This is a genomic window from Pseudalgibacter alginicilyticus (assembly GCF_001310225.1).
In the GTDB taxonomy this organism is placed as follows: Bacteria; Bacteroidota; Bacteroidia; order Flavobacteriales; family Flavobacteriaceae; genus Pseudalgibacter; species Pseudalgibacter alginicilyticus.
On sequence record NZ_CP012898.1, the window covers coordinates 1,747,847 to 1,772,737 of the forward strand.

Annotated in this window: 20 protein-coding genes; 4 read left to right on the forward strand and 16 right to left on the reverse strand. The window is 32.2% G+C overall.

Annotated features, from left to right (window positions below):
- Positions 1-18: 18 nt before the first annotated feature.
- From rlmN to rsgA, 8 genes are all read right to left on the reverse strand, one after another.
- Positions 19-1,059, reverse strand: a complete 1,041-nt coding sequence (rlmN, locus tag APS56_RS07265; protein WP_054726629.1) for a dual-specificity RNA methyltransferase RlmN — start codon at positions 1,057-1,059, stop codon at positions 19-21.
- A 199-nt stretch (positions 1,060-1,258) separates the two neighbouring features.
- On the reverse strand, positions 1,259-2,308 hold the full coding sequence (gene queA, locus APS56_RS07270) for a tRNA preQ1(34) S-adenosylmethionine ribosyltransferase-isomerase QueA (RefSeq protein WP_054726631.1): 1,050 nt from the start codon (positions 2,306-2,308) through the stop codon (positions 1,259-1,261).
- Between the two features lie 206 nt (positions 2,309-2,514).
- The gene (locus APS56_RS07275) at positions 2,515-3,747 is read right to left on the reverse strand and encodes a 3-phosphoshikimate 1-carboxyvinyltransferase (protein WP_054726634.1); all 1,233 of its coding nucleotides are present in this window, start codon (positions 3,745-3,747) and stop codon (positions 2,515-2,517) included.
- 36 nt (positions 3,748-3,783) lie between these two features.
- Positions 3,784-4,110 (reverse strand): nucleotide pyrophosphohydrolase, encoded by a 327-nt coding sequence (locus APS56_RS07280; protein ID WP_054726637.1) that lies wholly within the window; start codon positions 4,108-4,110, stop codon positions 3,784-3,786.
- Positions 4,110-6,125: a DUF3858 domain-containing protein gene (locus APS56_RS07285; protein WP_054726640.1), complete on the reverse strand. Its 2,016-nt coding sequence runs from the start codon at positions 6,123-6,125 to the stop codon at positions 4,110-4,112. Before APS56_RS07285 ends, APS56_RS07280 begins: the two co-directional genes overlap by 1 nt.
- Before the next feature lie 6 nt (positions 6,126-6,131).
- Positions 6,132-8,051 (reverse strand): DUF3858 domain-containing protein, encoded by a 1,920-nt coding sequence (locus tag APS56_RS07290; RefSeq protein WP_054726643.1) that lies wholly within the window; start codon positions 8,049-8,051, stop codon positions 6,132-6,134.
- A gap of 329 nt (positions 8,052-8,380) precedes the next feature.
- Positions 8,381-8,833 (reverse strand): D-aminoacyl-tRNA deacylase, encoded by a 453-nt coding sequence (gene dtd / locus APS56_RS07295; protein ID WP_054726646.1) that lies wholly within the window; start codon positions 8,831-8,833, stop codon positions 8,381-8,383.
- Complete coding sequence (rsgA, locus tag APS56_RS07300) at positions 8,834-9,784, reverse strand: ribosome small subunit-dependent GTPase A (RefSeq protein WP_054726648.1); 951 nt, start codon at positions 9,782-9,784, stop codon at positions 8,834-8,836.
- Between the two features lie 97 nt (positions 9,785-9,881).
- Between rsgA and APS56_RS07305 the strand changes: the two genes are divergently transcribed.
- Positions 9,882-10,334: a hypothetical protein gene (locus tag APS56_RS07305; protein ID WP_054726650.1), complete on the forward strand. Its 453-nt coding sequence runs from the start codon at positions 9,882-9,884 to the stop codon at positions 10,332-10,334.
- 64 nt (positions 10,335-10,398) lie between these two features.
- Here APS56_RS07305 and APS56_RS07310 read toward each other — a convergent pair whose 3' ends face one another.
- The 4 genes from APS56_RS07310 to APS56_RS07325 form a co-directional block, all read right to left on the reverse strand.
- Entirely contained in the window at positions 10,399-11,481 is a 1,083-nt protein-coding gene (locus APS56_RS07310) for a bifunctional 3-deoxy-7-phosphoheptulonate synthase/chorismate mutase type II (RefSeq protein ID WP_054726653.1), read from the reverse strand.
- A 10-nt stretch (positions 11,482-11,491) separates the two neighbouring features.
- A complete protein-coding gene (locus tag APS56_RS07315; protein ID WP_054726656.1) occupies positions 11,492-12,343 on the reverse strand; it encodes a prephenate dehydrogenase in 852 nt (283 codons plus the stop codon).
- Between the two features lie 118 nt (positions 12,344-12,461).
- Positions 12,462-13,607 carry a pyridoxal phosphate-dependent aminotransferase gene (locus APS56_RS07320; RefSeq protein WP_054726659.1) on the reverse strand — a complete coding sequence of 382 codons (1,146 nt, stop codon included), beginning with the start codon at positions 13,605-13,607 and terminating at the stop codon, positions 12,462-12,464.
- A complete protein-coding gene (locus APS56_RS07325) occupies positions 13,604-14,431 on the reverse strand; it encodes a prephenate dehydratase (RefSeq protein ID WP_054726661.1) in 828 nt (275 codons plus the stop codon). Before APS56_RS07325 ends, APS56_RS07320 begins: the two co-directional genes overlap by 4 nt.
- Positions 14,432-14,943: 512 nt before the next feature.
- Between APS56_RS07325 and gldA the strand changes: the two genes are divergently transcribed.
- The 3 genes from gldA to APS56_RS07340 all read left to right on the forward strand — a co-directional run bounded on the left by gldA (position 14,944) and on the right by APS56_RS07340 (position 19,283).
- Positions 14,944-15,840, forward strand: a complete 897-nt coding sequence (gene gldA / locus APS56_RS07330) for a gliding motility-associated ABC transporter ATP-binding subunit GldA (RefSeq protein ID WP_054726664.1) — start codon at positions 14,944-14,946, stop codon at positions 15,838-15,840.
- Between the two features lie 162 nt (positions 15,841-16,002).
- Positions 16,003-18,093: a phosphate acetyltransferase gene (pta, locus tag APS56_RS07335; protein WP_054726667.1), complete on the forward strand. Its 2,091-nt coding sequence runs from the start codon at positions 16,003-16,005 to the stop codon at positions 18,091-18,093.
- 2 nt (positions 18,094-18,095) lie between these two features.
- Positions 18,096-19,283 carry an acetate/propionate family kinase gene (locus tag APS56_RS07340; protein WP_054726670.1) on the forward strand — a complete coding sequence of 396 codons (1,188 nt, stop codon included), beginning with the start codon at positions 18,096-18,098 and terminating at the stop codon, positions 19,281-19,283.
- Here APS56_RS07340 and APS56_RS07345 read toward each other — a convergent pair.
- The 4 genes from APS56_RS07345 to metH all read right to left on the reverse strand — a co-directional run bounded on the left by APS56_RS07345 (position 19,269) and on the right by metH (position 24,889).
- On the reverse strand, positions 19,269-20,018 hold the full coding sequence (locus APS56_RS07345) for a head GIN domain-containing protein (protein WP_054726673.1): 750 nt from the start codon (positions 20,016-20,018) through the stop codon (positions 19,269-19,271). The genes APS56_RS07340 and APS56_RS07345 overlap by 15 nt on opposite strands.
- Positions 20,015-21,112, reverse strand: a complete 1,098-nt coding sequence (locus APS56_RS07350; RefSeq protein ID WP_054726676.1) for an acyloxyacyl hydrolase — start codon at positions 21,110-21,112, stop codon at positions 20,015-20,017. Before APS56_RS07350 ends, APS56_RS07345 begins: the two co-directional genes overlap by 4 nt.
- A 33-nt stretch (positions 21,113-21,145) precedes the next feature.
- The gene (metF, locus tag APS56_RS07355) at positions 21,146-22,102 is read right to left on the reverse strand and encodes a methylenetetrahydrofolate reductase [NAD(P)H] (protein ID WP_054726679.1); all 957 of its coding nucleotides are present in this window, start codon (positions 22,100-22,102) and stop codon (positions 21,146-21,148) included.
- Between the two features lie 111 nt (positions 22,103-22,213).
- The gene (metH, locus tag APS56_RS07360) at positions 22,214-24,889 is read right to left on the reverse strand and encodes a methionine synthase (RefSeq protein ID WP_054726681.1); all 2,676 of its coding nucleotides are present in this window, start codon (positions 24,887-24,889) and stop codon (positions 22,214-22,216) included.
- Between the last annotated feature and the right edge of the window lie 2 nt (positions 24,890-24,891).

The window sequence follows — 24,891 nt, forward strand, 5'->3', positions numbered from 1 at the left end:
GTTTTAGATAAATATTTTTTATGATTTATTTGCTAATTGTCCACAAGCCGCATCAATATCCTTACCTCGGCTTCGGCGTACATTAACCACAATACGATTTTTTTCCAATGACGCAATGTAATTTTCTAAAGCCTCATTAGTGGCTTGTTGAAACTCGCCATCATCAATTGGATTGTATTCTATAATATTGACTTTACATGGTACATATTTACAAAACTTAACAAAAGCATCAATATCTTTTTGGGTATCATTAATACCCTTCCAAACCACATACTCATAACTAATTTTACGTTTGGTTTTAGCGTACCAATATTCCAAAGATTCCTTTAAATCTTTAAGCGGAAAGGTTTCATTAAAAGGCATTATGGTAGTTCTTACCTCATCAATAGCAGAGTGTAGAGATACAGCTAAATTAAACTTCACTTCATCATCAGCCATTTTTTTTATCATTTTAGGCACACCTGATGTAGAAACTGTAATACGTTTTGGAGACATCCCTAAACCTTCAGAAGAGGTTATTTTATCAATAGCCTTAATCACATTATTATAGTTCATAAGCGGCTCACCCATCCCCATAAACACAATATTACTTAACGGTCTATTAAAATACAATTTACTCTCATTATCTATAGCCACAACTTGATCGTAAATTTCATCAGGATTTAAATTCCGCATGCGCTTTAAACGTGCCGTGGCACAAAACCGACAATCTAAACTACAGCCAACTTGACTAGATACACAAGCTGTAGTTCGGGTTTTTGTTGGAATTAAAACAGACTCTACAATCAAACCATCGTGCAATCGTACCGCATTTTTCACAGTACCATCACTACTGCGTTGCATAGTATCTACTTGTATGTGATTAATAACAAAATTGTCTTCAAGCATTTGACGTGTTTCTTTTGAAACGTTTGTCATATCCTCAAAAGTATGAGCAGATTTTTGCCATAGCCATTCGTAAACTTGATTGCCTCGAAAGGCTTTATCACCTTGTGTTACAAAAAAATCCCGAAGTTGTTCTTTTGTTAATGCTCGAATGTCTTTTTTATCTGTTGCCATAAGTTTTGCAAAAATAGTGAAACGATTTACGAATTACGATTTTTGATTTACGAATTATAAATTGAAACTCATATTTGCAATAATGACTGAAGAAAGAGTCGTAGAAACTTCTCAAAAAAAAGCACCCTATAAAACTCCAACACTTTTAAGTAAGAATAAAAAATAAAAAAGCCTTGTTAAAACAAGGCTTTTTTATTTTTTATATAATTAACATGGCATCGCCATAGCTATAAAATTTATACTTTTCTTTAACTGCTTCTTCATAAGCACGTTTTATAAAATCGTGTCCTGCAAATGCGGATGCCATCATCAACAAAGTTGATTTTGGTGTATGAAAATTAGTAATCATACAATTAGCAATACTAAAATCATAAGGAGGGAAAATAAATTTATTGGTCCATCCGCTCATTTCATTTAAACGACCGTTTGAAGACACAGCACTTTCTATAGCACGCATTGATGTTGTTCCTACGGCACACACGCGTCTTTTATTTTCTATAGCAGTATTTACTGTTTTTACGGCTTCTGGGCCAATAAAAAGCTCTTCGCTATCCATTTTATGTTTTGATAAATCTTCTACCTCAACTGGGTTGAAGGTCCCTAATCCTACATGAAGAGTTACTTTAGCAAACTCAACACCTTTAATTTCCAAACGTTTTAAAAGATGTTTTGAAAAATGTAATCCTGCTGTTGGAGCTGCTACAGCACCTTCTTTTTCTGCAAAAATAGTTTGGTAACGATCTTCATCTTCTGGCTCAACCTCTCGTTTAATATATTTTGGAAGCGGTGTTTCTCCAAGTTCCGTTAGTTTTCTACGAAATTCTGTGTAAGACCCATCATAAAGAAAACGTAATGTACGACCTCTAGAGGTGGTGTTATCTATTACTTCAGCTACCAAAGTATCGTCATCACCAAAATAAAGTTTATTACCAATTCTTATTTTTCGTGCTGGATCCACCAAAACATCCCATAAGCGTTGCTCTTCGTTTAATTCTCTTAATAAGAAAACTTCAATTCTAGCTCCTGTTTTTTCTTTATTACCATAAAGTCTTGCAGGAAATACTTTGGTATCATTGAGAATCATCACATCATCCTCATTAAAATATTCAATAAGATCTTTAAATTGTTTGTGCTCAATAGTTTGTTTAGCTCTGTCCAAAACCATTAATCGAGATTCATCTCTATTTTCCGCTGGATGCTCTGCTAATAACTCTTCAGGTAAATTGAAACCAAAGTGTGATAATTTCATTTGTTTTTTATTTTATTGTTAGTTGAATGCTACTTTCAACCTCATAATTATTGAAAGGAGCATTAAAATATAATTTAAAAGCTTAAGGTTTTTCCTTAACATTTTAAAAACAGGATGCAAATATACAATCTGAAGATAGGCGTTGTCAAGTAAATACGTGATTATTATTTATTCACCTAATCAACTTCCAAATACTCAATTAAATTTTAAAGTTCATTTCGTGTCATTTTAAATCCTATTGTTTCCAAATCTTCCCAAAAAGTTGGATAGGATTTTGAAACCACCTCTGCATCTTCAATAACAATAGATGTTTTTAATGCTAAAGGTGCAAATGCCATGGCCATTCTATGATCATTATACGTACTAATAGACACCATATTATTTATAGAAGTGGACGCAGATAAGTGAAGTGACTTATTTGTAATTTCAACTTGACCCCCTAATTTTTCAATTTCCGTTTTTAAGGCCACCAATCTGTCGGTTTCTTTTATTTTTAGTGTATGGAGTCCTGTTAAATCACAAGGAATTCCTAATGCAAAACAAGTTACCGCAATGGTTTGAGCAATGTCCGGCGCGTTTTTAAGATTTAAAGCTAATGCCTCTGTGTTAAACGTTTCCTTTTTAAGCCTTATTTTATTATCTTCAAAACTTGTGATTACACCAAAATGCTTATATATATCTGCTAAAACGGAATCTCCTTGTAATGAATTTTCTTTATAAGATGATAAAATTATTTCAGTATCTAAGGGACTCATAGCTGCAATGCTATAATAATATGAAGCCGAAGACCAATCGGATTCTACAACCAGTGTTTTTGGTTCTAACTTATTTATGGTAGGTTTCACAGTAATAACATTTCCTACAAATGATGCTTTTACACCTATTTCATCTAATAAAGCCAAAGTCATGTTTATATACGGTACCGAAGTTATTTCTCCTTCTAAAGTTAATTCTAAACCATTTTCCAACTTTGATGCTATTAATAATAAGGCTGAAATGTATTGGCTACTAACATTAGCTTTTAATGACACATGGTATTTATCTAACTTTTTCCCTTTAATTTTAAGAGGTGGTAAACCCGTATTTTCAGTATAGGTAATGTCTGCTCCTAACTCCTGAAGTGCTTCAACTAAAATTTGGATTGGACGCTCCTTCATTCGTTTAGACCCTGTAAGCTCCACCGTTCTTCCTTCTTGAATTGAAAAATAAGCCGTCAAAAATCGCATGGCAGTTCCTGCATGATGAATATTTACCAAATTTGATGAGGTTTCTAAAGCCCTTGTCATAACACTACTATCGTCAGATATAGAAACATTTTCAAGTTTAAACTCAGGGTAAAGTGCTTTTAAAAGTAATAGTCGGTTTGATTCACTTTTAGAGCCCGTTATTTCAATAGAAGATTGCTTTGCAATTTTAGATTTTTGGAGTATAATTTGCATATTTGAGGTCTTTTCCGCTTTAAATAAGCTGCAAATTTACTTTAATTTTTCGTTATTATGATGCCTATCATGGTCACGTTTTGCTTTTTTGTCCATTCTTTTATCAAAAGCTTCTTGTAAATCTACTCCTGTTTGGTTTGCTAAACATAACACTACAAACAACACATCTGCCAATTCTTCACCTAAATCTTTCTCTTTATCACTTTCTTTTTCACTTTGCTCTCCGTAACGTCTTGCTATAATACGAGCTACCTCACCAACTTCCTCGGTAAGTTGCGCCATATTAGTAAGTTCATTAAAGTAACGTACACCATGCTCATTAATCCAATTATCTACTATTTTTTGTGCGTTTTGTATATTCATTATGCTTTGGTTAAAACTATTTGTTCATTCTGCTTTTCTATTATTTGTTTAAAATACTCTTTTAATGCTGTATAGTATTGCGACGATATTATTGAGGAATTAATTTGCTCATTTACAGTTAATTGCAAACCTCCAACAACATTTACAACTTGATAGGTAAAAGTTCCCATGTTATCTGGGAGCGTAAATGCTTTTGAATCTGGCAATGATTCTACATTATATCCCTGTGGCAAATTTATTGAAATTCTATAAACTGAACTTTGTGGGTACCCAAAATCTACTGGGAACTCACGAAACTCTAATTTAAAAGGATTTGATTTGGTTCGTAAAAAGAACAAGGGTGAAAAATATATTTTATCACCAATAACATCTGCCTGATTTTCTAAAGAAAATTTATAGGTTTCCATAATAGGTTTCAATAAATCGGATTCATTAGCAACCGTAAAATCTGATATTTCAATACCATTATATTTATTTTCTAATTTCTCTAAAAACTGCTCTTTATTTGATTCATTATACTGTTCTCTATAAAACATAGCACTATGGTCATTCTTAATAGTTCTGATAGATCCCTCAAGCAATCCGTCTGCTGCTAAAGTAACCATCATAATTATTGTACTTGCTGATTTTTGATTGGGGTATAAATTAACAGCTGCAGAACTTCCATTGCTTCTTATTATTCGTCCCTCCCAATTCAAAGCTCTAAAAGGTAGTATATTAGGCAAACTGTACTTATTTGTAGCATCTAACAACACGGTCCCTTCGGGTGTTTCAATTCCTGAAATTACATAATTATAACCATCGAGTGTTGGAAACAAAGGAATTCCATGATGCCGAGTACTAACCAAAACCGGATTAGCATCTAATCCTGCATAACGGAGCATAGCCGTTAGCATGAGGTTTATTTCTGCTACATTTCCAACCTGGTCTTTATAGGCTTTTCTAACACCTTCATCTGTATAATATCCATAATATTTATTCCATTTAACTTTAGTTTTTACAAAATTATATATTATGGCTGCTCTGGTTGCTGGATCTGAAATACTTCCTATTAAGACATCTATATCGTCTTCAAAATATCCTGTTCTTTCTAACTCCAAACCAAAATTTGAGCTTTCGTATATTTTTTTAACAACATCTTCCCAAGTTGTTGCATAATATTTTGGTATCGCATTTGGAAATTCTGTGTATGAAAGTTCATATTTTACAGAAGATCTATAATTATCAATATTATTAACATAAGGCTCGTCTTTTAATGCAGGCACATCGGTTAACTCATAATAAGTAATGCTTTTTGTAAAATCTAAATTATTCGTTTGATATGAAGTTTCTTGAACGCCTCCATACAGACTTGCCGATCCTCGTGTTTTATTTGTAAATATAATTTTATCATTTTTTGATTCGGTTTTGGGAGTTATGGGCAAAAATCCTTTGGTATTCAATTTAAACTTAAAAAACTCTGGCACTTCAAATTCTGCCTCTAATTTTTTAATAGGAATGTCATTTTGAAATTCATAATCATCCACTAAAGAATAAAAAGGAGACTCTATTTGATATTTAAACTCTACAATACAACCTTCTTTTATATTGGGCATAGTAAACTTTACTTGATTATAATATTTTGAACGTTCTGTTTTAAAAACACCATCTTTATCTAACTTTTCATCTTCAATTTTGCCATCAATTAAATTATATGTATTGGCTTTCAAATAACCAAATATCTCTTCATTACTACCACTCTTATACAAGTTAATTTCTTTTGTAGCGTAGTTAAAACCTTCTTGATTATATATTTTCAAGCGCTGATGCACATCAGTTATAAGCTGAAACCCTTCGTCATGATCATACCTAAAATAGGTTTTTCTGTATTTGTATAAATAAGTAGCGCTTGCTGATGAATCCAAGGGGTTGAATGTTTCCTGAAGTTCATCTTCTGACACTTTTCCAAATCTATAATCTTGAGCGTTAGCCAAAAAACTGAAAACAAAAAAAAGAATAATACTGTATTGCTTCATAAGAAATTAAATTTTAATTAGTGCTATTTTTGAATTATCAAGTTTGGCAACTTCTTTATAAAAATCTCTAAATGCCTCATAATCCTCTTTTGGATAATCACCATCGTTAACCAAAAATTGTCTTTTATAAATTATTGTGTTTTCATCTTTTACAATAATTTCAGCATGATAATCCCCAAATTTATTTTCAAGATGCTTTGGTTTTGGTAATGATTCAACTTTAAAACCGGTAGGCAATTCTATTTCAACCTCATCTATATCTTTAAAGCCTCTGTAAATTTTAAGTGGTAATGCTCTTTCTCTATACCGGTCTGGAATGTAGGTGTTTCTATTTAACGCATTTACGGTTATTAACATTCTATCACCTATGAGTTTAGAATAATTGCTGGCATTAAAATTTATGGTTTCATTAAATTGAATGTTGGTTTTATCATTGTCAATTTCAATGTTTTCTATTCGGATGTTATTAATATATTTCCATCTTTTTTTATAATGAACATCAAGATTTCTGGGTGTTTCAGATTCTAATTCGTATTTATCACCATATTGAATACCTTTTGAAGATACTTTTGCATTAACAAAAATTTCGCCATTGGTTGACACACTATAATATCCTTTAATTAATTGTATGTTTTCTTCTGTTTGATACTTTTTGGTCCGCTTAATTTCTCCTCCTTCTGGAGTTATAACCATAACATCTCTATCATCAGTAAAATCACCAATAAATCCAAATGGCAGTTTCTGACTGGTACACTCCAACCAAATATCATCTTGATTTTGCATTGGAATATTAAGAATAACATGATTGGTTTGCCCGCTAAATGACACAAACTCTTTATCTACATTAATACGCTCTGAAGACGATGCAAAAAGTCTGGTATAATTTGATTTAACACCAACAACTTCTAAAAGTGCTTTTGTATAATTTGTTAAACCTTTACAATCTCCATATTTTACTTTATCCACTTCTTCTGCAGATATAGGCTGCATACCTCCAATTCCCACTTGAACACTAATATACCGGGTATTGTCCTGCACAAATCGATACACTATTTTTGCTTTTTCTACAGGGTTTTCAACGCCTTTTACCAATTCTAAAATATGCTGTTTTGTGGTTTCTGATACAGTAGATCTACCATTTAGTAAATAGTTATTAAACCATTTACCCATACTACTCCAATCATCTGCTTTTGCCATCACCCCTTCATAATTAAATTCTTCAGAAGCAAAAAATACTTGCGGTGCCATATTACGAAATGACGGACTATGGTCTTCGCGTTTTATTGCAGGCAATTCTGCAACTTTATAATAAATTTTTCCAGGTATTTCTTCTTTGTGCAACTGAACCTTTTCAAAGTTTTTTTCTTTTTTTCTTATAGAAATTTCTTCTGAATAATTTAAAGTATAGGTACTATTCTCAACACTTACATAATAACCATCTAATGGCCTGAAGGAGTCAATAAAGGCTGTATTATCCGTTTCAATTTCAGAAATAAACTCTATTGTATATGGATACATTATGGGCGTATATTCCAAATATTTTAATCTGTAATCTGAATATAAAGTTCCTCCATCTACTGCACTTACATCTTTAAAATCGTTTTTCTTTATTTTTTTTATTTGATTACCTAAATTATCAAACACCAATACATTTAAATTATTTATTTTTACATTGCTATTGTAATACAGGTAGGCATCAATATTTCTATCCCCCATTTTATTAAGTACTGTAATTACACGCTTTATTTCAACAGACATATCCTTTGACGATTTTAAGGACACAATAATATCATGAGACCTTATTACAGCATTGGCGTTTTGTGTCAAATTATCTGGAATTGTAAAACTGGTATATATATTTTCTTGAGAAGAAACCACTAATGCCATAAATAGTAGTAAACAATTAATGGTATATTTTATAACCATAAGTAAGTTTTAAATAACATTAAAGCCATAAATATATAGCAATTAAGCTTTGAATTCAATGAGAAAAATCATGTTTTATAATTATTTTCTTTATTAAATAACAAAAAAATCCTACAGCTAATATATAAAAAATCATATAATAAAATGTATTTTAATCCATTGAAAAATACTTGAAGTCTTTTAAAAAATAAACCTAATAATTCCGAAAGTGAATTCTTTTACTTCTCTAAAAACAAATAAAACAGAATGGAAAACAACTCGATACTTCAAGGAGATGGAGTTCTTGAAAACTCTTAATTTAAGAATCATGACATCAAAACTCAGATGAACTATTCTTTATTCTTTGTATCAATTATAATAGTAACAGGGCCATCATTAATTAATTCTACTTTCATATCGGCTCCAAACTGACCGGTTTGTACTTTTTTACTCAAATCAGTTTCAAGTTGTTTTACAAAAGTTTCATAAAGAGGAATTGCAATATCTGGTTTTGCTGCTTTGATATAACTTGGACGGTTCCCTTTTTTAGTGGTTGCATATAAAGTAAACTGACTAACAACAATTGCATTGCCATTAACATCAATAATAGATTTATTCATGACACCATTGTCATCACTAAATATTCTAAGATTTGCAATTTTATTGGACAACCATTTTATATCAGCTTGAGAATCTTCATCAACAATCCCCAATAAAATCAAAAGACCGTTATCTATTGAAGCCACAGTTTCCCCTTCAATAGTGACACTTGATTTTAAAACTCTTTGAATAACAGCTTTCATTTATTGATTATCCCAATTATCAGTTCTATAATTTTCCTCATCTCCTTCAATTATTTGCAAATAACTACGGTAACGCGAAAAAGCAATTTCATCATTATCCAAAGCATTTTTAACAGCACAATGAGGTTCTTGAATATGCAAACAATTATTAAACTTACAATCTTGTTTTAACGCAAATATCTCTGGAAAATAATCGCCCACCTCTTCTTTATCCATATCAACCACACCAAACCCTTTAATTCCAGGCGTATCAATTATTTGAGCTCCAAAACTTAAATCAAACATTTCAGCAAAAGTTGTGGTATGCTGCCCTTGCATATGTTGAGTAGAAATCGCTTTAGTTTTAATATCCAATGATGGCTCGATAGCATTTACCAATGTAGATTTTCCAACCCCAGAATGTCCTGAAAACATACTTACTTTACCTTGCATTAACGCCTTTACTTTATCAACGTTTTTGCCACTAATAGCAGAAACTCCAATACACTCATAACCAATTTTTCTATAAGTATGTGCCAAAAATCTAACCTCATTTAAAGTATCTTCATCATACGTATCTACTTTATTGAAAAGCAAAATAGTTTTTACCGAATACGCATTGGCTGTAACTAAAAAGCGGTCAATAAAACTGGTTAAAGTAGGCGGATTATTAATAGTTATAAGTAAAAACACTTGATCTATATTGGCCGCTATAATATGGGTTTGCTTAGATAGGTTTACAGATTTTCTAACAATATAGTTAGTACGGTCATGAATATTAAAAATAATACCAGAAACTTTATCATTATCAGCTTCTAATTCAAAATCTACTACATCGCCTACCGCTATTGGATTGGTGCTTTTTATACCCTTGATTCGGAATTTTCCTTTCATACGGCATTCATAGATTTCTCCCTGCTCAGTTTTTACCGTATACCAGCTTCCTGTAGATTTATAAACGTGTCCTGTCATCCATAAAATTATATTTTACAAATTAACGACTTTTAAACTTAAAAAAAAGTAAGAAAATAAACTACATTAGCCCCATAATCATAAAAAATCCAACAACATGAAAAAACTATTATTTATTTTTAGTATTTCTTTCTTTGCTTTTTTTGAAACGCAAGCACAATTAGAATACAAAGTAGTAACCAGTGTAGAATCTATTGTACCTAATGGTTTAGGTCGCTCTAGAATTATTAGTTCAAATGAAGAAAAAAACTATAAAGATTTCACGTCTACACAAACTGATGACGATAACGGACGTAATAAATCAGATAGAGGTGAAATTAGAGTAAAAGATTTTGATGAAACCAAATTATTAAACTTCTATAACATAGGTGGTATTCGTTTTCAGAACATTGCTGCGAATGATGCCGTTATCACTTCTAAAATAAACACCATGGTTGAAGAAGGCTGGGAATTGGCTTTTGTAACAAGTGCTGTGGAAAGCGATGCTGGCAAAAGTGACAATCAAGGTATTTTTATTACGCGTTATATTTTTAAAAAAACTAAGCTATAAACATATTTTGCTACAAAAAAAAGCCCCGCAGTTGCGGGGTTTTTTTACCTTAATCAAAATCCAATTATCCATTGATAATTTTCTCTTGATGATTAATTGATTCTTGATGAATGGCTTTAAACATTTTTAAGATAAACTCCTCACTTAAACCTTGAGATTCTCCCTCAATAACCATTTTACCTAAAATTTCATTCCAACGTTTGCTTTGTAATACTGCAACATTTTTAGATTTTTTAAGCGCTCCAATACCATCAGCCGCTTTCATACGCTTTCCTAAAAGATCAATAATTTGATTATCAATTACATCTATTTGAGCTCTTAAATTATCTAATGACTTATTATACTCCGCTTCTGGATCAGTTTCTTTTCTAATTTTTAAATCTTTCATAATTTGAATCAAACTAGACGGAGTAACTTGTTGAGCTGCATCACTCCAAGCATTTTCTGGATCGTAATGCGTTTCAATCATCAATCCATCAAAATTTAAATCCAATGCTGTTTGAGATACGTCAAAAATCATATCTCTTTTTCCTGTAATGTGTGACGGATCATTAATTAAAGGGATATCTGGATATTTATTTTGAAACTCAATAGCTAATTGCCATTCTGGATTGTTTCTATATTTTGTTTTTTCGTATGTTGAAAACCCTCTGTGGATAGCTCCTATATTTTTAACGCCAGCTTTGTAAATTCTTTCAATACCACCTAACCATAAAGCTAAATCAGGATTTACTGGATTTTTAATTAATACAGGCTTATCTGTACCCTCTAAAGCATCTGCAATTTCTTGCATAATAAAAGGACTTACAGTTGAACGCGCACCAATCCATAATAAATCAACATCATGCTCTAAAGCTAATTTTACGTGTGCTGCATTAGCAACTTCAGTACAAATTTTCATACCAGTTTCCGCCTTTACTTTTTGCAACCATTTTAGTCCTAATGCACCAACACCTTCAAACATTCCTGGTCGTGTTCTTGGCTTCCAAATACCTGCTCTAAAATAACTAACATCCGTATCTTTTAGCTCATGCGCTATTTTTAATACTTGCTCTTCAGTTTCAGCACTGCAAGGTCCTGCAATTACCAATGGATGATTTAAATTTAAATCATCTAACCAGGTTCTCATTTCTTTCTTGTTTTCCATAATTTTACTCTTAACTAATTCCTTTTAAAATGTCTTTTATATAATTGGTGTTCTTCATCTCATTAAAAATAGCTTCAAAATCATCTTGTTCCATCAGCTCTTTAAAATGTATAAGATTATTAATATACGCTTCTAATATTTCAATAACATTAGTTTTATTTTGTTTGAAAATGGGTGTCCACATTTCTGGTGAACTTTTAGCTAAACGTACAGTGGAAGCAAATCCACTACCTGCCATATCAAAAATATCACGTTCATTTCTTTCTTTATCAATAACCGTTTTCCCTAACATAAACGAACTTATATGTGATAAATGTGATACATAAGCAATGTGTTTATCGTGCGCCTCTGGATTCATATAACGAATGCGCATACCAATATCTGCAAACAATTTTAATGCTTTTTCTTGAAGTTTAAAGGTTGTTTTTTCAACTTCACATACAATATTGGTCTTACCTACAAATAAACCACCAATGGCCGCACTTGGCCCTGAATGCTCGGTACCTGCAATGGGGTGCATGGCTAAAAAATTTCTTCGTTTGGGATGGTTTTCAACAACTTTACAAATATCAACCTTTGTAGAACCAGCATCAACAACCAAACCTGTATCAGAAACTAAGTCTAAAACCGTTGGTAGTAATTTTACGGTAGCATCAACTGGAATAGATATAATTACTAAATCAGCATTTTTTATATCCTCTAAGCTTGCCTTTTTATCTATTAATTTAAGCGCTAAGGCTTCTTCAAGAGTTGCATCCTTTCTACTAATACCGTGAATAATAACATTCGGATCATTCTTTTTAATATCAATAGCAAGGCTCCCACCTATTAAACCAACTCCTATGGCGTATATATTTTTCATAATAGCCTTTCCCTAATCCTTTCTATATGAAAAAGAACTGTTACGGGTTTTTCTGTTTTTATTATATTATTCTTATTTCCTTTTTTCTATAACATGACAATTAGCTACAATTGCTACTTTATTTCATTCTTGCAAACGCTTCTTCTAAAACCTCGGTAGTTGCGCATAAAGAAAATCGTATATAGCCTTCTCCTTGACTACCAAAAATAGTACCTGGTGTTATAAAAACATGCTTATTTTTAAGCACGCCGTCAATAAACTCCTCAGCTTTAACCAAAGGCGGTAATTTAGCCCAAACAAAAAGACCTGTCGCATTTTTATCATATGTACAATTTAATGCCTCTGCTAATTTCCATACTAAATCTCGGCGTTCTTTATAAACATTATTTAAAGTGGCATACCACATTTTTGAACATTGTAAAGCTTCAACAGCGCCTTTTTGAATACCATAAAACATCCCAGAATCCATATTACTTTTTACCTTTAAAATATTATTGATATGAGTGCTATCTCCTACAACCATCCCAACACGCCATCCTGCCATATTAAAAGTCTTACTTAGTGAATTAAGTTCTAAACATACCTCTTTAGCACCTTCAATACTCAAAATACTTATTTGCGTATCATTTAATATAAAACTATACGGATTATCATTAACAATTAAAATGTGATGCTTTTGTGCAAAAGCCACTAAATCCTCAAACAACTTTTTAGTTGCTGGCGCACCTGTTGGCATATGTGGATAATTAACCCACATTAATTTTACTTTACTTAAATCTAATTTTTCTAAAGTATTTAAATCTGGCTCCCAATTATTAGCTTCATCTAATTCATACAAAATAGGCTCAGCACCTACTAATCGTGTTACAGATTGATAAGTTGGATACCCTGGATTTGGAATTAAAACTTGATCGCCCTCATTCAAATATGCCATTGAAATATGCATAATACCTTCCTTGCTGCCCATTAACGGCAATATATCTGTAGCAGGACTTAAAGACACCTTAAAATGTTCTTTATAAAAAGTAGCCATAGCCTCTCTAAGCTCAGGCAGCCCTTGATAGCTTTGGTATTTATGAGCATTTGTTTCAAATAAACTCCCCGAAATAGCATCAATCACTTTTTGTGGTGGCGCTAAATCAGGACTCCCAATACCTAAATTAATAATGGGTTTTCCATTAGCAATTAACTGGTTAACTTCTCTCATCTTTTTTGAGAAATAGTATTCCTCAACGGTGTATAATCTATTAGCTACTTCAATCATAACTTTGCCTTTTTATATTCTCCTAAAACTTTAAAACTTGATGCCATAATTTCTATTAAAGATTTCGCTTTTTTAAAATCTAAATAGGTTTCAAAAGTGACATCTACAAAAAAGGCATATTTCCAAGGTGTTTCTATTATTGGTAACGATTGGATTTTTGTTAAATTCAATTTGCAATCACTCATTACATTCAATATAGTTGCCAAACTACCCCGTTTATGATCTGCTTCAAACTTTATTGATGCTTTATTAATTTCATGCTCTGGCACTTCAGAATTTGTTCTTTTTACTATAACAAATCTTGTTTCATTATGTTTAATGGTTTGAATGCTATGTGCTAAAATATTTAACTCAAATATTTCAGCAGCCATCACACTTGCAATGGCTCCAACCCCTTTAAGTTGATTGCTTTTAATACGTTGAGACACCTCAGCGGTATCTTTATCCTCCACCAATTTAATATGGGGGTATTCTTTAAAAAACTCCTTACATTGCAACAGTGCCATAGGATGTGAATACACTTCTTTAATATCTGCTATATCTTGATTAGGCAAAGCCATCAAATTATGCTGAATATCTAAATAATGTTCACCAACAATATGCATGTTTGATTTATCAATTAAAGCATAATTTGGAATAATGGAACCCGCAATGGAATTCTCTAATGCCATAATAACAGCATCACTTTCTCCTTTAAGCAATGAATCTACAACACCATCAAATGTTAAGCACTCAATGACCTCTACTGGAGTATCAAAATATTGTAATGATACAATATGATGAAACGATCCTTTAATACCCTGTATAGCTACGGTTTTAATCAAAATTTAATTTTATTTATAAACCCCAATCTTCATTAGGGATGTTCAACAAACGTTGAACAAAAAAAAGTCCCGATTTTCATCGAGACTCATATTAAAATTTATGTTTATAAATTATACATACAACGTCTCGATTCCTTTGCTAAAAAAGAAATAAAAAAAGTTGCTAAAATATGTATTATTCATTGTTGTCTTCATAATCAGGGCGCTAAAGTAATTAATATTTTTTCAAATCAAAACTCTACAATAAGTTTTTTACACATTTATCCTAAAAATTAAAGATTTTATAGTGAAATTTACTTTAAACTAAACAATCCAAAATTAAGCATTAAAGAATCTATCATATCTTGAAATTACTTCAAAACATATTATTTGATTTCATTTTTAAGTTCACTCCTTAGCACGGCTATTCTAAAACTTAGCCAAAGATTTATTTTATTGTATTTTCAACATTCATTACCAAGTTCTAATGCTTAATTATGGATAATCATTATTTTTGAAGAAATAATTTCAATATGTCAATAGAAGTTACTGGTATTTCTAAACTTTATGGAAATCAAAAAGCTTTAAATAACATTTCGTTTAAAGTTAACAAACCTGAAATAGTTGGTTTTTTAGGTCCAAACGGAGCAGGAAAATCAACCATGATGAAAATTTTAACTACGTTTGTTCAAGCTACTGATGGAACTGCAAAAGTAAACGGGTACAACGTTAAAGAAAATGCATACGCAGTTCAAAAAAGCATTGGTTATTTACCAGAGCACAATCCACTTTATTTAGAACTATTTGTAAAAGAATATCTAAGTTTTAATGCCAATATATATAAGGTTAGCAAACAGCGTATTGAAGAGGTTATAAAACTTACAGGATTATCAGCTGAAGCCCATAAAAAAATTGGACAACTATCCAAAGGATATCGACAGCGCGTTGGATTAGCAAATGCTTTACTACACGACCCTGATGTTTTAATATTGGATGAACCCACCACTGGATTAGACCCTAACCAATTAGTGGACATTAGAAACCTGATTAAAACCATTGGTAAAACAAAAACAGTTTTTCTTTCTACACATATTATGCAAGAAGTAGAAGCCATGTGTAGTAGAGTTATAATTATTAATAAAGGCACAATAGTAGCCGATAAAAAATTAGCAAAGCTACAAGAAGGTAATGACCAAATTGTTATTGTAGAATTTGATTACCGTGTTGAAAATGCATTTTTATTAAAGCTTCCAAATGCAAAAACAGTTATTAACACACATGATTTTGTTTATGAAATCAGCTTTAGCACTTCCAAAGACATGCGCTCTCATGTGTTCGATTTTGCACATGATAACAAACTAAAAATTTTACAACTGAATCAAAAAAACACGAGTTTAGAATCTCTTTTTAGAGATTTAACTTCAAAATGATTACACCTACACTGTGTTGTGATAAATTTTATGTATAAAGCATGACATAAATCATAATTGACATTTAATATAGCTAGTAGTTTTGCAAAAACATTTTTAATTTAGTATCGTTTTTGTTGAAAAAAACAAAAATTATATTTGCAACACAAAAAAAAGAAACTAATGAGTAAAGGTATTTATGTAGCTACCATTGAGCCAAACAGTGGAAAGTCAGTCGTTGTTCTTGGCCTTATGCGTATGCTATTAGGCAAAACCGCTAAAGTAGGGTATTTTAGACCTATTATTGATGATTTAGAAGTTGGAGAAATGGATAACCATATTGGCACTGTACTTTCTCATTTTGAAATTGATATTAATTACAAAAACACTTACGCATTCACTAGAAATGAAGTATTAGATTTATACAACAAAGGAAAGTCTGGTGAGGTTATTGATGAAATCATCAAAAAGTACAAATATTTAGAAGCTCGTTTTGATATTGTTTTATTAGAAGGCACCGATTTTTCTCATGACAATTCCAGTATTGAATTAGATTTAAATATTTTAATATCAAAAAATTTAGGACTCCCCGTTATAATTGTAACGCAAGGTGACAAAAAAGGTGTTAAAGAAATTGTGGAAAGCGTACAATTAGCTCATGATACTTTTAAACAAGAAGTAGATGTGCTTTCGATTATGACCAATAAAGTGAATCCAGATGACCTTGTAACAATAAAAGATTTGCTAAGAGCTAGAATAAACCATGATACCAATATTTCAGTTATACCTAAAATACCTAGTTTATCCAGCCCAACTGTAAAGGAAATCGCAAAATCTTTGGATGGCACTGTACTTTTTGGGAAAGATATGCTTAACAATCTTACCGAAAACTTTAGTGTGGGAGCCATGCAATTAAGAAATTATTTAACCCATTTAAAAGATAATTCCTTAGTTATTACACCTGGTGATAGGGCAGATATTATACTTGGTTTACTACAAGCCAATATTTCTAAAAATTACCCAAAAGTTTCTGGTATTGTACTAACAGGTGGTTTAATTCCTGAAGATTCCATTTTAAAACTCATTGAAGGTCTTTCTAGTATTGTACCTATTATTAGCGTTAAAGGTGGCACATATTCTGTAACAAATAATATTGGAAAAATCAAATCAAAAATATATTCAGAAAACGCAGAAAAAATAGCTACTTCCATTGCTACATTTGAAAAACATGTAGATACCGATAAACTTGCAGAACGTTTAATTACGTTTCAATCAGAAATATTTACACCACGAATGTTTCAATACAATTTACTGCAGCGCGCATTAAAAAACAAAAAACACATTGTTCTTCCAGAAGGCTATGACGAACGAGTTTTAAGAGCAACTGCACGATTAGTTAATGCTAATGTAGTAGAATTAACACTTATAGGAGAAGAAGACAAAATTAAAGAACGTATAGAAAAATTAGATATTATTTTAGATACTAATGACATTAACATTGTATCCCCCACAAAATCACCCTATTTTGAAGATTATGTTAACACACTTTATGAACTTAGAAAACATAAAGATGTTAATTTACAAATGGCCAAAGATATGATGACGGACGTGTCGTATTTTGGAACCATGATGATTTATAAAGGCCATGCAGACGGTATGGTTTCTGGAGCTGTACATACAACGCAGCACACCCTAAGGCCTGCACTTCAGTTCATCAAAACCAAACCAGGAGTTAATATTGTTTCTTCAATTTTCTTTATGTGTTTAGAAGATAGGGTTTCTGTTTTTGGCGACTGTGCTATCAACCCGAACCCCAATGCTAAAGAATTGGCAGAAATTGCCATTTCATCAGCACAAACTACAACCGATTTTGGCATTGAACCAAAAGTAGCCATGCTTTCTTATTCTTCGGGTGCCTCTGGAAAAGGTGCTGACGTTGAAAAAGTAAGAGAAGCAACAGAAATTGTAAAAAAACAAGCATCTCACATTAAAATTGAAGGTCCAATTCAGTATGACGCTGCTGTTGATTTACGCATCGGAAAAAGCAAATTACCAGATTCTGAAGTCGCTGGACGAGCCAGTGTATTAATTTTTCCAGATTTAAATACAGGAAACAACACCTATAAAGCTGTACAGCGAGAAACTGGTGCTCTGGCCATTGGCCCTGTATTACAAGGATTAAACAAACCCGTAAATGATTTAAGTCGCGGTTGTACTGCTGATGATATTTACAGTACCGTTATAATAACCGCCATTCAAGCACAAGAACTTTAAACATGCAAGTATTAGTATTAAATTCAGGAAGCTCTTCTTTAAAATTTCAATTATTTACTATGCCAGAAGCTACTATTTTATGCTCTGGGCTTATTGAACGTATTGGTTTTAATGATGCTATTTTCAAATTCAAAACAAGCAATAATTCTATTGAGTTAGAGTCAAAAATACCAAACCACAAAGCTGGTCTAAAAATGGTAGCTCAGCACCTTCTAGATGAAAAAATAGGGGTTCTAAAATCTCCTAAAGAAATTGCTGTAGTTGGTCATAGAGTTGTCCATGGTGGTAATCTTTTTAGTGATACTGTAGAAATTACAATTGAGGTCAAAGAAAAAATAAAAGCGTTATCCTCTTTAGCTCCATTGCATAACCCAGCTAATTTGGAAGGTATCATTGTTGCTGAAGATATTTTTCCTAATGCAAAACAAGTAGCTGTTTTCGACACTGCATTTCTTCAGTCTATTCCAGAATTTGCTTACAAATATGCTATTCCTAATGAGTTTCTAAAGAAACATCATATTCGTTTATATGGTTTTCATGGTACTAGTCACAAATACGTATCAGAAAAAGCCATTGCATTTTTAGAAAAAAAAGAATCTAAAATTATCACCATTCATTTAGGTAACGGCTGTAGCATGACTGCTATTAAGAATGGAAAAAGCATAGACCACTCTATGGGCTTTTCTCCTTTAGATGGATTAATAATGGGTACACGCTCTGGTGCTATTGACCCTTCTATTATTTTCTATTTAAAAGACAAATTAAAATATAGCCTCAAAGACATAAATACCCTTTTAAATAAACAAAGTGGTATGTTAGGTTTAACAGGTTATAGTGATTTAAGAGATATTGAGGCTATGGCAGCTAAAGGCAATAAAGATTGTACTTTAGCATTACAAATGAACGCTTATCGCATAAAAAAATATATTGGAAGTTACGCTGCTGCTCTAAACGGGTTGGATGCAATTGTATTTACTGCTGGTATTGGTGAAAACTCAAAATATATGCGAGAACTTATTTGTGAAGATTTAGACTTTTTAGGTATTAATTTAGATACCGAAAAAAACAATTCTGGAATAAAAGCTATTCGAACCATTAATACAGATGATTCAAAAGCAAAAATTTTAGTGGTTCCTACTAATGAAGAATTAGAGATTGCCAATCAGGCTATGCATTTACTCCAAAATTAATTGGCCTCGATAAGGTGTTTCAACAGTAATTATTGGCGGTGTATTTACAGAAATCACATCGCCAGTGCCTGTTATAACACCCGTAATTTCTAATTGTGGATTAACAATAATATCATTAGAAGAACGCGTATATATTTTTACATTTTGTGCCACTAAATTTCTTCCTTCAAAACGAGTTGTAGTACCTGCATAAAAGCCAATATCTAACGCATTGGTTTTGCCAGTCACAAAACAATTGGAAAGGCTATTAAACACCACAGTTAGGCTATCATTATCAATATTTAGATTAAAATTTCCTACGGTAAAAGCTCCAGGAACCCAAAAATCTTCAGATAAAATTGTTAAGTCCGGATAGGTTAAAACCCCTTCAGAACTAATATCATACTGCGTAGAACTTCTAATTTCAGTAATATTTGGTGAAGTTATATAAACTTTAGTAATACCATAATCTCTAACATAATTACATGAGTTATTATCTGTTAAAATTAATTGTTCATCAACAACACTTACTTCAACATCATTAAATAAGTTTTCACCTGTTTCTACAACAAGCTTTTGAATTGGACCTTCTTTTAAAATTAATTCTATATCCCGGTTAACTAATATCTTATTAAAAGTATTTACCGTCATTTCGTTCTGAATGACACTTCCTGTTTTTTGAAAACAATCATTGGCATTTTCACTATCGCAAGCAAAAATAAAACTTAACAGTAGTATATAAATTATTTTTTTCATAACCGTACTCCTATTCCAAATTCAACAGCCTCCGCTTTTGCTCCATGAGATTTTAATGTCATGGCTGCAAACCATTTGTCGCCAAAATAACGTTTTAAGCCAATTCTTAAATAGGTTTTTCCTTCAAAATCAAATGGATAATACACATAGTACCCCAGTTGTGTAATCAATGATATTCTGTTTACAAATAACTCATGACCTGCAAAAACCCCAACACGTTTATAATCTTCATCTCCTGAAACACCATCGTTAGGAAATGCAACACTTCTATAAAAAATCAATTCTTTTAAAAAATTGGAAAAAAACACATCAGTACCTAACTGTATAGCACTTTTTCTATTGAAACGCTTATCTGCATACGCTGAAAAAACATAAAATGGAAATTGTCCACTTCCTACCACATCGCTTTCATTTATTCCAGTTCTAAAGGCAAGATTATATTTAATTGGCTGGGAATATTGCTTATCGTTATCTGCTAAAGTATGCTGATATTCAAGTTCTGTATCATCTAAATTATAGGTCACACCCAAATTGAAGGTTAGTGAATTTGTACTTCCGTTTGGAGCTTTCACATTGGCATTAGAATAATGAATTAATGAAAATCCAGCCTGTAACCCAAACCTATTAATAAGGCGTTCTTTTTTATAATTCAGCATCACAAAGGTACTACTCATAAGGTGGGTTCCATATACAATATTTCTATAATTTTCATCTTTATCATATATTTCTTCAGCATAGGCCAAACCTTGACCAATACGAAACATAACATTTCTGTTTAAAAAATAAAAACTATAGTGTCCATAAACTGATGCCACCGAACCTAAAATATCATTTTTCATGTTTTGATATGAATAGGTGACACCATAATCTGGATAATTAAAGCGTTGTTCCCAATCTTTAAAACCGTAAGTTTTTTTATTCCAACTTAAAATATAGCCTTCTGGATGCCCTTTTATAATATGAGCAATATCATTATTATGTAATGCAATATTTCCTCTAAAATAATTTAAATCTAAGTAAGATGTATGCTCCTTTTCCTGCGAAAAAGACATAAAAAAAATAAATAAAAAAATATAGGTTAAAAAGTGCTTCATTAAAGAAATGCTTACTTGTCCAATATAAATGAATTAAAATAGTGCTTCAGCAATAGCTTGTATGTTATCACTTTTCCCCATAGAATAATAATGCAATACTGGCACACCAGCAGCTTTTAATTCTTTGGATTGTTTAATAGCAAACTCAATACCTACCTGTCTTACTGCCTTATTATCTTTACAGTCTTCAACAGTATCAATTAAATCTTGAGGCAAATCAATTTTAAAAACCTGTGGCAATAATTGCAAATGTCTTTTTACAGCAATTGGTTTTATACCTGGTATAATCGGGATATTAATACCAGCTGCACGTGCTTTGTCAACAAACTCAAAGTACTTATTATTATCAAAAAACATCTGAGTTACCACATAATCGGCACCTGCATCCACTTTTTCTTTTAAACGCTTTAAATCTGTTGTTAACGATGGGGCTTCCATGTGTTTTTCTGGATAACCTGCAACACCAATACAAAAATCTGAATTATGTTCTACTTTAAAATCATCGTGTAAATACTTACCCCTGTTCAAATCCGCTATCTGAGACACCAACTCACTAGCATAAGCATTACCTCCTTTTACAGGTTTGAAATAAGCTTCTTCACGCATAGAGTCGCCACGCAAGGCCATTACATTATCAAGTCCCAAATAATGACAATCTACCAAAACATATTCTGTTTCCTCTCTTGTAAATCCACCACAAAGCAAATGCGGAATGGCATCTACCTTATACTTATGCATAATGGATGCACAAATACCAACTGTCCCTGGTCTCATACGTGTGATACGTTTGTCCAAAAGTCCATTTCCCCTATCAATATAAACATACTCTTCTCGAGAAGTGGTTACGTCAATAAATGGTGGTTTAAACTCCATTAGGGGATCTATATTATCATACAAATCTTGGATATTTGTTCCTTTTTTGGGTGGTATAACCTCAAACGAAAACAATGTTTTTCCGTTTGCATTTTTTATGTGATCTGTTACTTTCATATGAGCCTCCCTTGATCCCTTCTAAGAAGAGAAACGCTTACCGGGAAATTTTGTATTATATTTTACTTTTTATATTAAATTTTCTTTTCTATAGTAAATAAAAAGACTTTCTTATTCTTCAGCTAACGTAGGGTGCAACCACTTTCTTGCTTTTTCCTTGGTTATGCCTTTTCGCTCTGCATAATCAGTAAGTTGATCATCAGTTATTTTACCTAAACCAAAATACTTGGCTTCTGAATTTCCAAAGTAATAACCTGATACCGCCGCAGCTGGCCACATGGCTAAACTCTCTGTTAACTTAACTCCAATAAGCTTTTCAACCTGTAACAATTCCCAGATAGTTTCTTTTTCCAAATGGTCTGGACAAGCAGGATAACCTGGAGCTGGACGAATACCTTTATAACTTTCTTTTATTAAATCATCATTGGTTAAATCCTCACTTGCAGCATAGCCCCAATGCTTGGTACGAATTTGTTTATGTAAATATTCAGCCAAAGCTTCAGCAAATCGGTCTGCTATAGCTTGTACCATAATAGCATTATAATCATCTTGTTTTTCTTTATAACTTTCAGCTAATTCTTGTGCTCCAAAAATACTTACACAAAATACACCAATATAATCCGTTTTGCCAGATTTTTTTGGTGCTATAAAATCAGCCAATGCATGATTAGGAATACCTTCTCGTTTTTTCAATTGCTGACGTAGTGTTCTAAAAACGGCAATTTCTTCACCCTTTTTTTGAACAGAAATATCATCGTCATTAATTGAATTGGCTTCAAACAAACCAAAAACTGCTTTTGGTTTTAATAACTGTTTTGCTATGATTTGTTGGATCATTTGCTGAGCTTCATCATACATAACAGTTGCCTGTTCTCCTACAACTTCATCTGTTAAAATATCAGGAAACTTACCATGGAGCTCCCAACTTCTAAAAAATGGACTCCAATCTATAAATGGTAATAATTCTTTTAAACTCAAAATTTTTAAAATCTGCACTCCCATTTCGTTAGGCTTAACAATTTCGGAAGTTTCCCAATCAATTTTATATTTTCTTTTTCGAGCTTCGTCAATAGAAATATATGATTTTTCTTTACCACGTTTTAAAAACTTAGTTCTAAATTCATCATAATCCGCCTTTAATTTAGCAACATATTCATGCGATGATTTTTTATTCAATAAATCACCAACTACCGTTACTGCTCTTGAAGCATCATTTACATGAATCACAGCATTTTGATATTGGGTGTCAATTTTTACTGCCGTATGCGCTTTTGATGTTGTAGCACCACCAATCAATAGTGGTAATTCAAATTTTTGACGTTGCATTTCTTTGGCTAAATATACCATTTCATCTAATGATGGTGTAATTAAACCAGACAAACCAATAGCGTCTACACGTTCGCTAATGGCCATTTCTATAATTTTTTCAGGTGGCACCATAACACCTAAATCCACGATTTCATAATTATTACAAGCTAAAACTACGCTCACTATATTTTTGCCAATATCATGCACGTCACCTTTTACTGTGGCCATTAGTATTTTCCCAACAGGTTCTTGTTTATCTGTTTTTTCAGCTTCTATAAATGGATTTAAATAACCCACTGCTTTTTTCATAACACGGGCAGATTTTACAACCTGTGGCAAAAACATTTTACCAGCACCAAACAAATCCCCCACCACATTCATTCCAATCATTAAATGACCTTCAATCACTTCAATAGGTTTAGCAGCTTCTTGTCTAGCTTGTTCAATATCTTCAATAATAAAAGCATCAATACCTTTTACTAAAGCATGAGTAATTCTATCTTGTAGCGGATTGTCGCGCCAAGATAAATCTACTGTTTTTTCCGTTTTTGAACCCTTTACCGTTTCAGCAAAATCTAATAAACGCTCCGTAGCATCCTCTCTCCTATCTAAAATAACATCTTCAACATGCTCTAATAAATCCTTAGGAATATCATCATAAACTTCCAAAAGTGCTGGATTTACAATTCCCATATTCATACCTGCTTGAATGGCATAATACAAAAACACAGAGTGCATAGCCTCACGCACCCCATCATTTCCACGAAATGAAAAAGAAACATTACTCACACCTCCACTAACACTTACATTTGGTAAATTTTCACGCACCCAACGTGTGGCTTCAATAAAGTCAATAGCATTTCTGCGGTGTTCTTCCATACCTGTTGCTACAGGAAATATATTTAAATCGAAAATGATATCTTCAGAAGGAAAATCTACCTTATTCACTAAAATATCATAAGAACGTTTTGAAATTTCAATGCGTCTATCATAATTATCTGCTTGCCCAATTTCATCAAACGCCATAACAATCACGGCTGCTCCATAGCGTTTTAATCGCTTGGCTTCCCAAATAAATTTTTCTTCGCCCTCTTTAAGTGAAATAGAATTCACCACACATTTACCTTGTACTACTTGAAGACCTGCTTCAATAATTTCCCATTTTGAACTATCAATCATAATAGGCACGCGAGAAATATCTGGTTCGGCTGCTATTAAATTCAAAAAACGAACCATAGCCTCTTTGCCATCAATCAATCCATCATCAAAATTAATATCTATAATTTGCGCACCACCATCTACTTGATGCCTAGCAATATCTAAAGCTTCATCAAATTTTTCTTCTTTAATTAACCGAAGGAATTTTCGAGACCCCGCTACATTGGTTCGTTCTCCAACGTTTATAAAGTTGCTGTTTTCATTCAAGACTAGTGGTTCTAACCCTGATAACTTCATGTATTTTGTTTGCTTCACTTTCATTG